We start from the raw sequence: 15090 nt of genomic DNA on the forward strand, positions 1-15090 counted from the left end.
TTATTCAATGAAAGGAATGATAGAAGTGAAAGGTTTTTTTGGTGAATATGGCGGTGCCTATGTGGCTGAATCTTTAGTTGGAAATTTAAATGTTTTTGAAAGTGAATTTAATCGTTTAATTAAAGATAGCTTATTCAATGAGGAATTAGATAGGTTATTAGAAAAATTTGTAGGAAGACCAACGCCGCTTACGCCGCTTACGCAGTTAACTAATGATTTAAATGGTGCAAAGATTTATTTGAAAAGAGAAGATTTAACACATACTGGAGCGCATAAAATAAATAACGCTTTGGGACAAGCTCTTTTGGCAAAGAAAATGAAAAAAAAGAGAATTGTTGCTGAAACTGGAGCTGGGCAACATGGTGTTGCAGTGGCTACTGTTTGCAGTTTCCTTAACTTAGAATGTGTTATCTACATGGGTGCTTATGATGCTAAAAGGCAAGCGCCAAATGTCCAAAGAATGAGGCTGTTAGGAGCAGATGTAAGGTTGGTGGAAAAAGGAGCAGGGACTCTTAAAGATGCTATTACTGAAGCTATTCGTGATTGGATAACTAACGCTGATAATACCCATTATTTGTTAGGTTCAGTAGTGGGGCCGCATCCTTTCCCTAAAATTGTTAGACACTTTCAATCTATCATTGGAAAGGAAGCCAAACAACAAATATTAACTGAAACTGGTAAACTTCCTGATTGTATCATTGCTTGTGTAGGAGGAGGAAGTAATGCAATTGGTATATTTAGTTCCTTTTTGGAGGATAAAAATGTTAGATTAATTGGCGTACAAGCTGCTGGTCTAGGAATAGAAAGCGGACAACATGCTGCTCCTCTTATTGAAGGGAAAATCGGTATTATACAAGGTTTCAAAACCTATATCCTGCAAGATGAAGATGGGCAAATAAAAGAAACAAAAAGTATAGCACCTGGTCTTGACTATCCTGGGGCAGGGCCCGAGCATAGTTATCTAAAAGATATTGGTAGGGTAGAATACACAGCTATTGATGACAAGGAGGCTTTAAAAGCTTTTCAAATATTAAGTAAAACAGAGGGCATAATTCCAGCGATAGAATCAGCACATGCTGTCGCAAAAGCCTTGCAGATTGCTCCTACTATGACTAATGACCAAACAATAATTGTAAATCTTTCAGGAAGAGGTGATAAAGATTTAGATCAGGCAATAAAAGCTTTAAACTTTTATTCTAAGGAGGTATTTATGCTATGAAAAGTATAATTGAAAATACTTTTGAAAAATTAAAGAATAAAGATCAAGCGGCACTGATTCCTTACATACCTGTAGGATATCCAAATTTAAAAGAGACAGTTGAATATATTAACACTATTACTGAAGCGGGAGCAGATATTATTGAATTAGGTGTTCCTTGCTCAGACCCATTAGCGGATGGGCCTATTATACAAGAAGCTTCAAAAATAGCATTAAGCGAAGGGGTTACGTTGAAAAAATGCATTGAAGTTGTCAAGCAAGTTAGAAAAAGTGGTAATAATATCCCGATTGCATTAATGGGGTATTGTAACTCATTTTTAGCTTATAATTTTAAAAATTTTGTTGTAGATGCTAATGAGGTGGGTGTTAACGCCCTGATTATACCAGACTTACCACCAGAAATGGCTGAAGATTGGATTAATTATGCGAGAAACCACAATATTAACATTATATTTTTTTTATCTCCTTCAAGTGATGAAGAAAGAATAGATTTTGTTACAAAATCTGGTTCAGGTTTTATCTATTGTATTGCTGTAATGGGTATAACAGGAGAAAGAGATAATCTACCGGAGGCCCTTCCAAATTTCATGAAAAAAATAAGACCTAGAACTAAACTGCCTCTTGCCATTGGGTTTGGTATATCACACCCTAGTCATGTTGCAAGTGTATCGAAATATGCTGATGGGGCAATAGTTGGTAGTGCTTTAATACGCTTAATAAAAGAAACACCTCCTCAAAATCGATTAGGAGCTGTTTCAAATTTTATTAAAGCACTCAAAGAAAGTACTAAATTAAGTGAAAATAGAGTTTGAGGTGAAAATAAATAATGCCACTTATAAAAATTTGTGGAATAAGAACATATAAAGAAGCTTTAGCAGCTGTTTCTTTAGGGGCTAATGCTATAGGGTTTGTATTTTCATCTAGTAAAAGACAAGTTGACTCAGATACTGTGAAGGAAATAATTAGTAAACTACCTCCTTTTACTAATGCAGTTGGAGTATTTGTTGATGAAGAAATAGAAAAAGTAAACGAAATAGCAAAATACTGTGGTTTAACATATGTGCAACTTCATGGAGTAGAATCTCCTGAATATTGTTCTAAAATCAATGTACCTGTTATTAAAACGATAAAAGTAAAAAGTGAAGAAGATATCTATTCTATGAAGAAATATAATACTTATGCTTTTGTCCTGGATAGTTTTGTTCAAGGTCAATCTGGTGGGACAGGTAAAGTATTTGATTGGAATTTAGCAACAAAGGCAAGTGAATATGGAAACGTCATATTAGCTGGAGGGCTTACGCCTGAAAACTTACTTCAAGCTATTAAAAAAATTAGGCCTTTAGCTGTAGATGTTAGTAGTGGAGTAGAAAAAGATGGTATGAAAGATATGAAACGAATGTATGAGTTTGTGAAAATATGTCAGAAATATAATATACAAAAAGTGGGGATGAGCGAATCATGTTACAGTCAATAATAGTTGGATTTGGTCGTTCTGGTCAGTATTTACATCTTCCTTGTATAAAAAAAGCAGCTTTTTCTGCTGAAAATAAACAATTATTTAAACAAAATATATTAATAGTAGATCCGTTTATAGAGAAAAATAATTGTATTGAACCCCTACCATTATATAGAAGTATATATGAACTAGTTAAGTGTAATCCAAATGTTATCAAAGATTCAGTGCTCCATATATGTACACCACCAAATCAACATGTTCCGACAATTATGGAAGGTGTAAATTTAGGTTTTAAAAATATTATAGTAGAAAAACCTTTAACTACAAATATAAAAGAGTTGAATAAATTGATTGAATACTCAGAAGATAAAGATATTAATATTATTATAATTGCTAATTGGTTGTCCAGTAGTTTGACATATAAAATAAAGGATCATATTGACAATGGTTTATATGGAAATGTTCGTGAGATTTTACTAGAACAAGATAAACCTAGATTTAGTAGGAGTATAAATAATACTTCACACACAAATGCTTTCGAAGTTGAAACACCACACCAATTAGCACTTGCGTGTTATTTATTAGGTGTTAATACAAAAATTGTTCATTCTAAAATTTATGATATGAATATTGATCAAAAGAAACTAGTTGGTATGGGAGGAGCAGAAATCACACTGCAACATCCCAGTGGTAGCCTGTGTTTTATAAAATCGAATCTAACTAGTCTGGTACGGAAAAGAATGATAAAAGTTTCATTTGATGAATACACCATAGTTGGATATTATCCATCAGGTTCAGATGATAGTTATTCAAAATTTATGCTCTTTAATAAAAATCACCAACTCATTACATCAGAATTAATTTATGATGATTCACTTAGCTCCTGTTTTCTAGAATATTATACTTATTTTAATGATATGAAATCAAAAAAACCGGTTAGTGATATGCATTTTAACAAACAAGTAGTGGCTATGCTTGATCAAGCAAAAAAACTGGCTATTGAGAATTTAATCATTAATTAATCAAAAGGAGAAATGTTATGAATGTGAAGATGGATATAGATGTGCCATTTTTCTCTAATAAACAGTCATTTCTAAGTCAATGGGATGAAATATCTGAATTATTAGATTCGTTAGTTTTGGATGGAGAGTTTATAAATGGAACTATGGTGAAAAAATTTGAATCTTCAATACAAACATATACCAATGCGAAACATGCCATTGCTGTTAATAATGCTTCAGATGCATTACAAATTATCTTAAAAGCATCTGGAATAAAGGCTGGAGATGAGGTAATAGTACCCTGTTATACCTTTTTCGCTTCTGCTTCTAGCATAGCTAATATAGGTGCTACACCTGTTTTTGTCGATATTGATCCATTAACTTATAATATTTGTCCGGAAAAAATCGAACAAAAAATAACAGCTAAGACTAAAGCGATTATGCCAGTTCATTTGTTCACACAAATGGCAGACATGCAAAAAATAAAAGAGATAGCTCACAAATATCACCTTACAATTTTAGAGGATAGCGCGGAAGGTATAGGAATGTGGACAGAAGGAATACATGCTGGTTTGCACGGCCAAGCTGGTGTATTATCTTTCTTTCCAACTAAGACATTAGGTGCAATTGGGGATGCAGGAATGATTCTTACAAACAGTGATGATTTTGCAGAAAAATGCAAAGCGATTAGACATCATGGACAAATACATAATAACAAATATATACACAATATAATTGGTTTTAATAGTCGGATGGATGATATTCAAGCAGCTGTCTTAGAGGTAAGGCTAAAGTATCTTTCAGATGATATTAAACGAAGAAACTACTTAGCTGGGTTATACGATAAACATTTAGAGGAAATGTATCCGTTTGTAAAAACACCCGTGATATCTCAAAATACGTATTCGTTTAATCACGTATATTATGTATATTTAATACAAGCTGAAAATAGAGACCGACTGGCTAAATATATGATGGAACATTGTATTGGTACTGAGGCATATTATCCTTATCCTCTACACATGCAACCTTGCTTTGATTACCTAAATTATAACTTAGGGGATTTCCCAAATGCTGAGAAAGCTTCCTTACACGCTTTAGGGTTGCCACTTTATCCAGATCTAACTGAAAAAGAGATTGGGTATGTATGTAATGTGATAAAAGGCTTCTATGCGGGAGGAGGATACAAATGAAGCATGCATTTCTAAATTATGCTAAGAGATATGCTCATGAAAAAGAAAACATTAAATCGATTGTCTATGAAGTGGGTATCTCAGATAATTTTATACTAAAAGAAAAAGTAGAGAAGTTAGAAAAGAAAATAAAAAGTTATACAGGTGCAAAAAATGCTATTGCTGTTTCTAATGGAACGGCTGCGTTAATGATTATATTAAAAGCTTTAGGAGTAGGACCTGGCGTAGAGGTCTTAACTCCTGCATTCTCTTTTATTTCTTCTGCAAGTGCTATAGCTTTATTAGGAGGAAAACCGGTATTTGTAGAAGTTGATGAAAATACAGGAATGATTGATCCTGAAGATTTAGAAAAAAAAATAACATCTAATAGCCGTATAATAATCGCTGTTCACTTATTTTCTGTTATGGCAGATATGATAAAGATTAAAAAAATTGCAAATAAATATGGGTTGACAGTAGTAGAAGATAGTGCGGTTTCATTAGGTAGCAAAATGAATGGTATCTCATCAGGATTATTAGGAGATATTGGTTTATACTCTTTCTTCCCAGCTAAGCCTATAGGTGGTATTGGAGATGGAGGGATAATTATAACTGATAATGATGAATTAGCTATAAAGTGTAGAATGTTGAGAAATCATGGTCAAGATGGAAAAAAACGATTTTATCATCAACTTTTAGGATATAACTGTCGTATGGATGAGCTAGTAGCGGCTTTTATTAGTTCTAGAATAGAAAAGCTTGATCAACTTAATCATAGGAGGCAGATGATAGCAAATATATACAATGAAGAATTATCTTTATTAAAGTCTTATCTTCAAATTCCACCAACTGTTGATTATAAACGTGTCTATTACACATATGTGATAAAAGCTTTGGATAGAAATGAGCTAAAGAAATACTTATATTCAAAAGGTATTGAGACTGTTATTTACTATCCGCTTGCACTTCATGAACAGGAGGCATTTAGTTATTTAGGATATGCGAAAGGAGACTTTCCTAAAGCTGAGGCCTTTTCAAGAATGAGTTTAGCACTGCCTTTGTATCCGGAGATGTCTGAAGAAGAAGCTTATAGTATTGTAAATGAGGTGAAAGCCTTCTATGATCAAAAAAAGTATTAAGTTAAGTGGAATAGCTGATGAAGCTGGTTCATCTATAGAATCTCAAATTAAAGCACATCTTTTACTAGGTTGGGATGAAATTGAATTGAGATCAATTGAAGGAATAGCTTTGGCAGAAGTAGACCATATCAAATTTCAAAAACTAAAATCAATGATTCATTCCAGCCACTTAAAAGTTACAACGGTATCTTCCACAATAGGAAATTGGGATAAACCAATTACCACTGAATTTTTTCAAGATAAAGAAGAATTAAAAGTTCTTTCTGATAGGATGCACCAATTAGGTTCAACTTACTTAAGGATAATGTCATATCCAAACGATGGAATGACAGATTATGATTGGAAAGAGCGAGTTCTTGAAAGAATCAGTATATTAACAGAACTCGCAGAAAAAGAGAACGTTATTCTTGTTCATGAAAATTGTGCTGGATGGGCTGGGCAAAGCGCTATGCACACACTTGAAATGCTTGAAAAAATTAATAGTGACTCATTAAAAGTTCTATTTGATATTGGTAATGGTGTTTCTTATGGTTATGAAAGCCTTGACTTTCTCAAAAAAGTACATCCATTTACAGTACATGTGCATGTTAAGGATAGTTTAAGAAGAGAAGATAATACAGTGATTTTCACATTTCCTGGGGAGGGAAATTCAAATGTTCTTAGTTGTTTACAGTTTCTGTTTGATAAAGGATATGAAGGAATATTAGCTATAGAACCACATATCCATTTAATTCCTCATCTTAGAAATACTTTAGGTGAAACTAATATGCTCTCTTCTTATATTCGGTATGGTAGAGCATTGAGGGAAATAATTGAACAAGATGTGAAAATTGGAGGGTATTAAAATGGTGCATTCATTTTTGAATGAATATTATGAATGTTTACTCCTGAATTTAATAAATGTTAATACGGTAACGCCAATGGAGACTAACTCACCTAGTGAAAACTTAAGAGCTTTAAATATATACAAAACAGCCGCACATAAATTAGGGTTTAAAACTATATATCTTAAATCACCTAGTAAAGAGGATGTGTTAACAGATAAAACTCCTCAAATTGTAATACAGCATTATGAAAGTATGGGCGAAACATTTTTATCTTCACAGCCTAATTTAGTATTGGAGTATGGAAATGCAAAGCATATTAACCAGACAATTATGTTTAATTTCCATATAGACACAGTAGAAGGATATATTCCTGGTAGTTATAAAAATGGTGTTTTTACTGGAAGAGGGGCTGTGGATATGAAGGGACCTGCAGTTGCTCTGTTAGCTGGTATTGATGCTGCTTTGAAAGAGGTGCCATCTCTAAAAGATAATACTCGAATTCTGATACAAGCTGTATCGGGTGAAGAAGGTGGTGCGATGGGGATTTATGGGACAAAATTAATGTGTCAAAAAGGATATTTAGGGTCTTTAAATATATTTGTAGAACCGACAGAAGGGTATTTTATTGACAAATCTACAACTTCAATGACTGCTAATATCGTTGTAAAAGGAGAAGATTCAACAGATGATGCACCTAATTCAGGACATAATGCTACATTGATATTAGGTTTTTTAGCTCAAAGTATGATGAAACCACTATCAGAGAAACTAAATGCAATAGGTGCAAAGATATGCTTATCAGGACTATATACAGGTTCCATGCATAATAAAATTTATGGTTCTGGATCGTTAAAGTTTAATTTTGCATATCCATCTATTGAGGTACAAAAAATAATTGAAAGAGAAGTAGAGGCAACCTACCATCAATCTCTTCGAGAATTTAAAGACAAGTTTAGGGATACTGTAGAAATAACCCGAACTGTAAATACGATTGAAGATATAACTGAATTAAAGTGGCTAAAAAAGGGACTCCCAGTTTTAAATAATCGAAATAACTTTTTTGAGCGTTTACTTTATGATGCTGGACTTAAACGCTTACCAAGTCAGCTTAGTAATAAAGCATTTACATGTGATGCGATGTGGGCACAAAAAGAAAATAACTACACAATAGTATATGGTCCAGGTAGTTTAGAGAAGAATCATGCACACAGTAACAATGAATTTATTAATAAGAATCAACTTGAAAGTTTTTGTAATGATATAAAGAATATTCTTTTATGTTTTAATAAAAATTCTCAAAAGCAGAAGGTGATTATTTGAAATTCTATAGTTTCAATCAGAAAGATATATTTGATTTTGTAAAAAATGTCTTTGTATCATACGGCCTTAATGCAACAGATAGCGAAGTAGCAACAAAAGTTTTATCGTATGCAGATAAAAATGGTTTTTCAACACATGGTATCGCAAACCTAGAAAGAATTTACATTACTAAAATACTAAACAAAGAAATTAATTGTAAAGCTCAAGTTAAAGTTATAAAAAACGAAAAAGCTATTGCAGTGTTAGATGGTAATAACGGATTAGGGCTGGTAGTGGGAGACAATGCAATGAATATTGCAATTCAAAAGGCAAAAGAATTTGGAGTAGGCATAACTGTAGTGCGCAATAGTTCTCATTTTGGTAGTGCAGGTTACTACAGTACCAAGGCGCTATCTGAAAATATGATAGGTTTTTCAATGACAAATCTTGGTTCACAAGGTGTAGCCCCACCAGTAGGGGGGATTGTGAATATGATAGGAACTAATCCTATTAGTGTTAGTGCGCCTGCAAAAAAGAATCCTCCTTATATATTAGATATGAGTACTACAGTAGCAGCTACAGGTAAAATTAAGGAAGCAGCTAGACAAGGAAAACAGATTCCAAAAGGTTGGTTAATAGATAAAAACGGTGAATCAACAACAGATCCTATCGATTATATAGAGCAAAGAGGTTATATTCAGTTTCTTGGAGGATCTCCAGAAACTGGAGGTAATAAAGGTTATGGTTTAGCTTTATTAGTTGATATCTTATGTGGAATCTTATCAGGAGCTGATGTTGGTCCTAATGAGAATGCGCTTATTCATAGTGATCTATGTAAAAACGATTATAATATAGGGCATTTTTTTATGGCAATAAATATTGAGGCCTTTCAATCTATAGATAATTTTAAAAATCGTATGGATTCTATGTTAGAAGCTTTACTTAACTGTCCTACAAATACAAATTCTAAACAGGTATTATATCCTGGTTATTTAGAAAGTACACGGAAACAAGAAAATATAGTTATTGATGAATTAATTGTAAAATCATTAAAAAATTTATCTCGAAATATAAATATATCTATTCCTGAACACAAGTTATTAGAAGAGTGTGATCTTATTATTAATTAATATTTATAAGGAGGAAATCAAGTGGAATTTAAATTAGGTATTATTGGTTTAGGTGTGATTTCAAAGTTTTATTTGGACGCTATAGGATATCTTGAAAATGTGAAGTTAATTGCAGTATGCGATATTAATATTAAAAAGCTTGAAAAGTTTTCTGAGCAGGGAATAGATTGTTATAAAGATTATAAATTACTATTTCAGAGAACAGATCTTGATGGAGTAATTATTAACGCACCTAATGATAAACATTATGAAATATGTAAACATGCTTTGGAATTAGGTATTAATGTCTGTTGTGAAAAACCATTAACTACAAAAATTGATGATGCGAGAGAATTATCTTTAATTGCAAAAAAGAAAAAAACAACACTTTTTACCGCGTTTCACAGAAGATATAATGAAAACTTCTTAGCTGGGTTGAAAAAAATTAATTTTATAAAAGATATTACTAAAGTTAAAGCAAGCTATCTTGAAGATATAAAAGAGCATGCCGGAAATGATAGCTGGTATTTAGAGCCAAAAAAATGTGGAGGCGGGTGTGTAGTTGATAACGGTCCAAATGTGTTTGATACTCTCTCATTCTTTTTAGGAGAACTTCACGTAACAGATGTAGAAGTTATTAGAAATAATCAAGACATCGATCTACAGGCGTTTGTTAAATTAAAAAACAATGAAGGAATACCAATTGAAGTGGAATTAGATTGGGAATACAAATTCGGAGAAAAAAAAGATGTAGAAATATTTACAAAAGATGGTAAGTGTATTTTTATCGATATGCTAAATAACTTTACTATATTTAAATCATCTCTGTATCACGAGTATAGAGAAATAATTAAAGATTTTTGTCAGATCATTAATGAAGGCGCTCAATACGGAGAAGCTGGTTTAGATGCTGTCAGATTAGTTAATAGTGTTTATTCTATGGAAAAGCTTAATGCAAGTAAGGAGGGGATAAAATGATAGTAAAACAAAAAATAAAGAGAAATGTAGCTGGTCAATTTGTTAAGCTATTATTTCACAAACAAGATAACAGAAAAATGAATTTAGCCAATTTTAAAACTAGATGTATAAGAGAAGGGGAAATTCACGAAATAGTAACTACAATTTATGGTGATTTGGTTGAAGGTGATATCATTAATGTAGTAGGTTTTTTAGGATTTATTGAGATAAATAAAGGTGGAGTAATACAAAAAGGTGATATTGTAAAAGTGGCAGATAAACACATTGGTACAGTGCTGGGTTTTGATGAATGCCATTTTCCAAATCATTATAACATTATTATTAAGACTGATAAGGTATTATCTTCTCAAGATCTAGATATTATAATTGAAGATCCTATTATTTTTGTAGATTCAGGAAACAAAAATATCTAATTAAGTAGGAGGAATACTTAATGTTTGAAAGTATGAATGTAACAGATGCAGTAAAAAATTTATTTCCCCATCTTAATATATATTATAAAGATTTATATCTCAATTCCAAAAAAACTGAAATGGATAACTCGATAGAAATATTATGGAAAAAACAGCATGATAAGTGGAGAGGGAAATCAAAAAAAGACCTATTAGAATTTAAAAATATTTACTTATATAAAGAATTTTTTGAATATTTAGGTATCGATACGAAGAAGTATCCTCCTTCTGTTCAGAATATTATTCAGAGATTTTTAATAAAAACTGAAATAAATAAGTACCCAAAGATAAATCAAATAGTAGATTTAGTTAATTTAGCAGCAGTTAGTTCACTTATCCCTTTAGGAGTATTTGATTTACAAAAAGTCAAAGGTGAAATTATTCTTGATGTTTCTAAATGTAATGATAAATTCCTTCCTTTAGGGGCAGAAGAAATAATAAATTTGGATCCAGGTACTTTAATACTAAGAGATGAAGAGAAAGTTCTTTCTCAATTTTGTTATAGAGATAGTGAATTTCAGAAAATCACTGCTCATACAGCTGAAATTCGAGTAATGGGTTGCCAAATCAATGGTATTAAAAAAGAAGATGTTGAAAATGCTGTTGAACAAGCGCTAGATCGTTTAGCATCTTTTTATGATATATCTACCGTAGTTTAATCTATACTTAGGAGGCTACTCGAATGAATTTAATAGATAAAATAGATACAAAGAGTGCTAAGATCGGCGTTATTGGTTTAGGATATGTTGGTCTTCCGCTAGCTATCGCTTTTGCAAAAAGTGAATTTGATGTTATTGGTATAGATAATAACATACAAAAAGTAGACCAATTAAATAATGGAGACTCCTCTATTGAAGAAATAGATAAAAGTATACTTAAAGAACTTGTTGATAGAGGAAAATTTCAAGCAACCAGCATTTACCATAAGATAAAAGATTTAGATGTTATAATTATTTGTGTACCAACTCCATTAGATGAAAATCTTCAGCCAGATATTTCCTGTATAGTTTCGGTAATTGAGAAGTTAAAATCTTTTTTGAAGAAAGATTGCTTAATCATATTAGAATCTACTACATATCCAGGAACAACCGAAGAGATACTCAATACTTCTTTGGTTCAACAAGGGTTCACAACTGGAGTAGATGTATATATATGTTTTTCTCCAGAAAGAATAGATCCAGGTAACAAAAAATACAACTTATATAATACAACTAAAGTAATTGGTGGTATCACTAAAAATTGTCTTGAATTAGGAAAAAGATTATATAGTAACATAGTAAAAGATATATTTCCAGTATCTTCTCCACGTGTAGCAGAGATGTCTAAATTACTAGAGAATACTTTTAGAAGTATTAATATTGCATTTATAAATGAAATGGCTATAATGTGTGAAAAACTTGATATTAATATATGGGAAGTTATTAAAGCAGCAGAAACCAAACCTTTTGGCTTTATGCCTTTTTATCCTGGTCCAGGAATAGGAGGACATTGTATTCCTTTGGATCCAATGTATCTATCTTGGAAAGCAAGGGGTGCAAATTTTTTCAGTCGATTCATTGAAACTGCACAAGAAGTTAATAAAAGTATGCCGCAATACGTAGTGAAAAAAATTGGAGAAATTTTAAATATAGATAAAAAGTGTTTAAATGGAGCGAAAATTCTGTTATTAGGGATGTCATATAAACCTAATGTAGGTGATTGTAGAGAATCACCAAGTTTAGAAGTCTATCATCTTCTAAGAAATTTTGGAGCAGAAGTTTGGGTCAACGAACCATACGCTAGTACTATACAAGATAAAGAAGGAAAAGAAATATTTAATATCTCCTTACACTATGAGCAATTAAATGAATATGATTGTATAGTACTTATGACACCACATACTATATACAATCCATTTCTAATATCAAAATATGCTAAGAAAATATTAGATACCAAAAATGTGACTGATGGGATTGATGGCAATAATATTTTTATGATTGGGAAACCGATTAAAAAATGTGAAAAAACAGAATTATTGACTAGCTAGATAAAAACCCTGATACTGCAATCAAAATAGGTATCAGGGTTTTTGTAATGAGATTTTTATTTTTAGTGCCACTCATGGTATAAGTGGTACTAAAAAATAATGTTTTAGTGGAACTACTGAAGACCAATTTTTGATGTTATATTTAATAAAAAGTGAGGTGATTAATTATGAGGAAACAAATTACAGCATATATTTCATTAGCATTAGCTATGTCAATTGTAGGAAGCTCCATAGTTGTTGGGAAATTGATGGTTCAAAGTATACCCGTATTTTTATCTTCTGGTTTGCGTTTTGGATTAGCTTCAATAATATTAATAACTTTATTATTTGTTTTTGAAAAAGGGTTTCCCACTATTACTCGTAAAGACTTGTGTATCCTAATTATCCAATCATTTGCAGGTGTATTTTTATTTAGTATTTGTCTTTTATACGGGGTTCAATTTACTACAGGAACAGAGAGTGGAATTATTACAAGTACTACTCCAATGGCAATAGGTATATTATCCGTTATTCTTCTTAAAGAAAAAATATCTAAAAATGTAGTTATAGGATTACTTTTGGCAGTGCTTGGTCTTATCTCAATTAACTTATTTGGAGAGGGAAATACTTTGGAAGGGCGTTTCCCACTACTAGGCAATTCTTTAATTATAGTAGCGGTGATTGGTGAGGCTCTTTTCGCAATACTTGCAAAACTATTATCTCCTAATATAACCCCCTTAGCTATATCAACATTTGTAACACTAATTGGTTTTGTCTTTTTTCTTCCTTTTAGTATTTATGAGGGTATCAATTTCGATTTTACTTATCCAACATTGTTAGAATGGTCTTATGTATTATACTATGCTATTGTAGTAACGGTCCTAGCATTTTATTTATGGTATAACGGGGTTTTGAAAGTACCCGCAAGTATATCAGCTGTATTTACTGCTGTGATACCTGTAGTTACCATTATTTTATCTTATATTATTCTTCAAGAAAAAATTACATTAGCTCATTTCATAGGAATCTCTTTGGTCATAACTGGGATTTTTGCGAGTGTAATAATGAAACCGAAAGATTTACCTACTTCAAATAATTTCACAGATGTTAATTTATAATGGGACTTTGGTTCTGTTGCAAAGTTTTCTAAACGAACTTAAACTGGTTCTGGTGCAGAAAATTTAAAATGATTGAAAATAGTCTTTCAAACTTGGACAGATACTATTACTCTATAAATTGAAGCAACTGATCAACTTCTTAAAAAAATAACCTTAGTTGGGATTTTTGTACCAGACAATGAGCTCTCTGAATTTCTTGATATCGGACTTACGTTTGATTGTACATGGGATATAGAAAATGGGTTAGGTCTTTGTCTTATAAAAGGTGAGGTAACTGAGGTGGGTTACCAGGATGTCGTAATTTGAACGAATTGGGTGCAGAAGTAAGAATTTTTGAGGAAGAAGATAGACAGATCTCTCTTGAACTGTTGAGCAATTCATCCGCGCTCATGACTAGTTAAAGAAATTAAGTATTTATAGATAAACATTCATCAATGATCTTCTGGTGTATGAATAGAATATAAAAAAGGAAATCGAAATGATTTCCTTTTTCACTTTGTAAGCTGTAAAACTTTCATATAATCACCCTTTTTCTCAAGGGCCTTTTTTGCTTCTTGTACCTTATGTATACTCAAAACAAATTACTGCTTTTCTTAATTCTTTATTGAAAAATAGGTATATACGATCCGCACCATAAGCTTGAAAATAATAGCCTGTAGCAAATCCAACATATGTAAATGGATGGCCATCTTCATCTTTTGGCACATACAGTAGATTGGTATAGTCAAAAATTTCGTCTTCGCTAACGCAATCTTCCAATAATTCTTGCCCTTCTTCTGTCATAAAACGTATATCATCCAAAATTCCATTTACCTCGGGATAATCTAATCCCCAGCCATTTGTTTGCTTTTCGATAAACTCTTGCTCTAATGCTTCTACGGATGTTAATTCTTTTCCAAAGCTAGAATAAGGATAAATTTTCTGATTACGTTGGAAAAATTCTTTACGGATTTGATAGTCTTTTTCATTACGCACATAGGCTTTCTCTACAATGTCGGAAGGGCTCTGTTCAATTCTAAAGTAATTCCAATCTGCTTCAAATTTATACTTTCCGTCAACGACAGCAAAGCCTAACGTATCTTCTTTCGTAAAACTCGTGTGAAATGGTTGGGTAAAATCGCCAACACATCCCTCGTGAATTTCCTTTGCTGACACAATATGTAACCATTCGTCCCATTCTGGTTCAATGCATTGTAAGTTTATAGAGCAAATGGGTAAAAAGTGTTTTTTATGCTGTTCTAAATTATCATAAAATACTTCTTCATATGCAGGAAAGGGTTTAATGAATTGTTTAGGAATGTTCATCTGTTCTCCA

General features: G+C 31.9%; 15 protein-coding genes and 1 pseudogene. 15 read left to right on the forward strand and 1 reads right to left on the reverse strand.

The window, feature by feature from the left end; translation table 11 throughout:
• The first annotated feature begins 16 nt into the window (after positions 1-16).
• The 15 genes and pseudogenes from trpB to BR72_RS25445 form a co-directional block, all read left to right on the forward strand.
• Complete coding sequence (gene trpB / locus BR72_RS08355; protein WP_051957271.1) at positions 17-1219, forward strand: tryptophan synthase subunit beta; 1203 nt, start codon at positions 17-19, stop codon at positions 1217-1219.
• Positions 1216-2031 carry a tryptophan synthase subunit alpha gene (gene trpA, locus BR72_RS08360; protein ID WP_035431887.1) on the forward strand — a complete coding sequence of 272 codons (816 nt, stop codon included), beginning with the start codon at positions 1216-1218 and terminating at the stop codon, positions 2029-2031. Before trpB ends, trpA begins: the two co-directional genes overlap by 4 nt.
• A 14-nt stretch (positions 2032-2045) precedes the next feature.
• Complete coding sequence (locus BR72_RS08365; protein ID WP_035431889.1) at positions 2046-2693, forward strand: phosphoribosylanthranilate isomerase; 648 nt, start codon at positions 2046-2048, stop codon at positions 2691-2693.
• Positions 2678-3697, forward strand: a complete 1020-nt coding sequence (locus BR72_RS08370; RefSeq protein WP_035431891.1) for a Gfo/Idh/MocA family oxidoreductase — start codon at positions 2678-2680, stop codon at positions 3695-3697. Before BR72_RS08365 ends, BR72_RS08370 begins: the two co-directional genes overlap by 16 nt.
• Before the next feature lie 17 nt (positions 3698-3714).
• On the forward strand, positions 3715-4869 hold the full coding sequence (locus tag BR72_RS08375; RefSeq protein WP_035431893.1) for a DegT/DnrJ/EryC1/StrS family aminotransferase: 1155 nt from the start codon (positions 3715-3717) through the stop codon (positions 4867-4869).
• Entirely contained in the window at positions 4866-5987 is a 1122-nt protein-coding gene (locus BR72_RS08380; protein ID WP_035431896.1) for a DegT/DnrJ/EryC1/StrS family aminotransferase, read from the forward strand. The genes BR72_RS08375 and BR72_RS08380 overlap by 4 nt, the downstream gene beginning before the upstream one ends.
• On the forward strand, positions 5968-6831 hold the full coding sequence (locus BR72_RS08385; protein WP_035431898.1) for a sugar phosphate isomerase/epimerase family protein: 864 nt from the start codon (positions 5968-5970) through the stop codon (positions 6829-6831). Before BR72_RS08380 ends, BR72_RS08385 begins: the two co-directional genes overlap by 20 nt.
• 1 nt (position 6832) lies before the next feature.
• A complete protein-coding gene (locus tag BR72_RS08390) occupies positions 6833-8134 on the forward strand; it encodes a M20/M25/M40 family metallo-hydrolase (protein WP_051957264.1) in 1302 nt (433 codons plus the stop codon).
• On the forward strand, positions 8131-9243 hold the full coding sequence (locus BR72_RS08395) for an Ldh family oxidoreductase (protein WP_035431900.1): 1113 nt from the start codon (positions 8131-8133) through the stop codon (positions 9241-9243). The genes BR72_RS08390 and BR72_RS08395 overlap by 4 nt, the downstream gene beginning before the upstream one ends.
• A 21-nt stretch (positions 9244-9264) precedes the next feature.
• Positions 9265-10200 (forward strand): Gfo/Idh/MocA family protein, encoded by a 936-nt coding sequence (locus BR72_RS08400; RefSeq protein WP_035431902.1) that lies wholly within the window; start codon positions 9265-9267, stop codon positions 10198-10200.
• On the forward strand, positions 10197-10613 hold the full coding sequence (locus BR72_RS08405; RefSeq protein ID WP_035431904.1) for a DUF6917 domain-containing protein: 417 nt from the start codon (positions 10197-10199) through the stop codon (positions 10611-10613). Before BR72_RS08400 ends, BR72_RS08405 begins: the two co-directional genes overlap by 4 nt.
• A gap of 20 nt (positions 10614-10633) precedes the next feature.
• The gene (locus BR72_RS08410) at positions 10634-11311 is read left to right on the forward strand and encodes a phenylalanine--tRNA ligase beta subunit-related protein (RefSeq protein WP_035431906.1); all 678 of its coding nucleotides are present in this window, start codon (positions 10634-10636) and stop codon (positions 11309-11311) included.
• 23 nt (positions 11312-11334) lie between these two features.
• Positions 11335-12678: a nucleotide sugar dehydrogenase gene (locus tag BR72_RS08415; RefSeq protein WP_035431908.1), complete on the forward strand. Its 1344-nt coding sequence runs from the start codon at positions 11335-11337 to the stop codon at positions 12676-12678.
• A gap of 167 nt (positions 12679-12845) precedes the next feature.
• Positions 12846-13775, forward strand: a complete 930-nt coding sequence (locus BR72_RS08420) for a DMT family transporter (RefSeq protein ID WP_035431910.1) — start codon at positions 12846-12848, stop codon at positions 13773-13775.
• A gap of 117 nt (positions 13776-13892) precedes the next feature.
• A pseudogene (locus BR72_RS25445) lies at positions 13893-14081 on the forward strand (DUF6985 domain-containing protein); the annotation flags it as partial.
• Positions 14082-14336: 255 nt separating this feature from the next.
• On the opposite strand, the gene BR72_RS08425 reads toward BR72_RS25445, so the two are convergent.
• A complete protein-coding gene (locus BR72_RS08425) occupies positions 14337-15080 on the reverse strand; it encodes a hypothetical protein (protein ID WP_035431912.1) in 744 nt (247 codons plus the stop codon).
• Positions 15081-15090 lie beyond the last annotated feature (10 nt).

Origin of the sequence: Bacillus sp. UNC322MFChir4.1 (genome assembly GCF_000746135.1) — a bacterium.
Lineage (GTDB): Bacteria > Bacillota > Bacilli > Bacillales > Bacillaceae_G > Bacillus_A.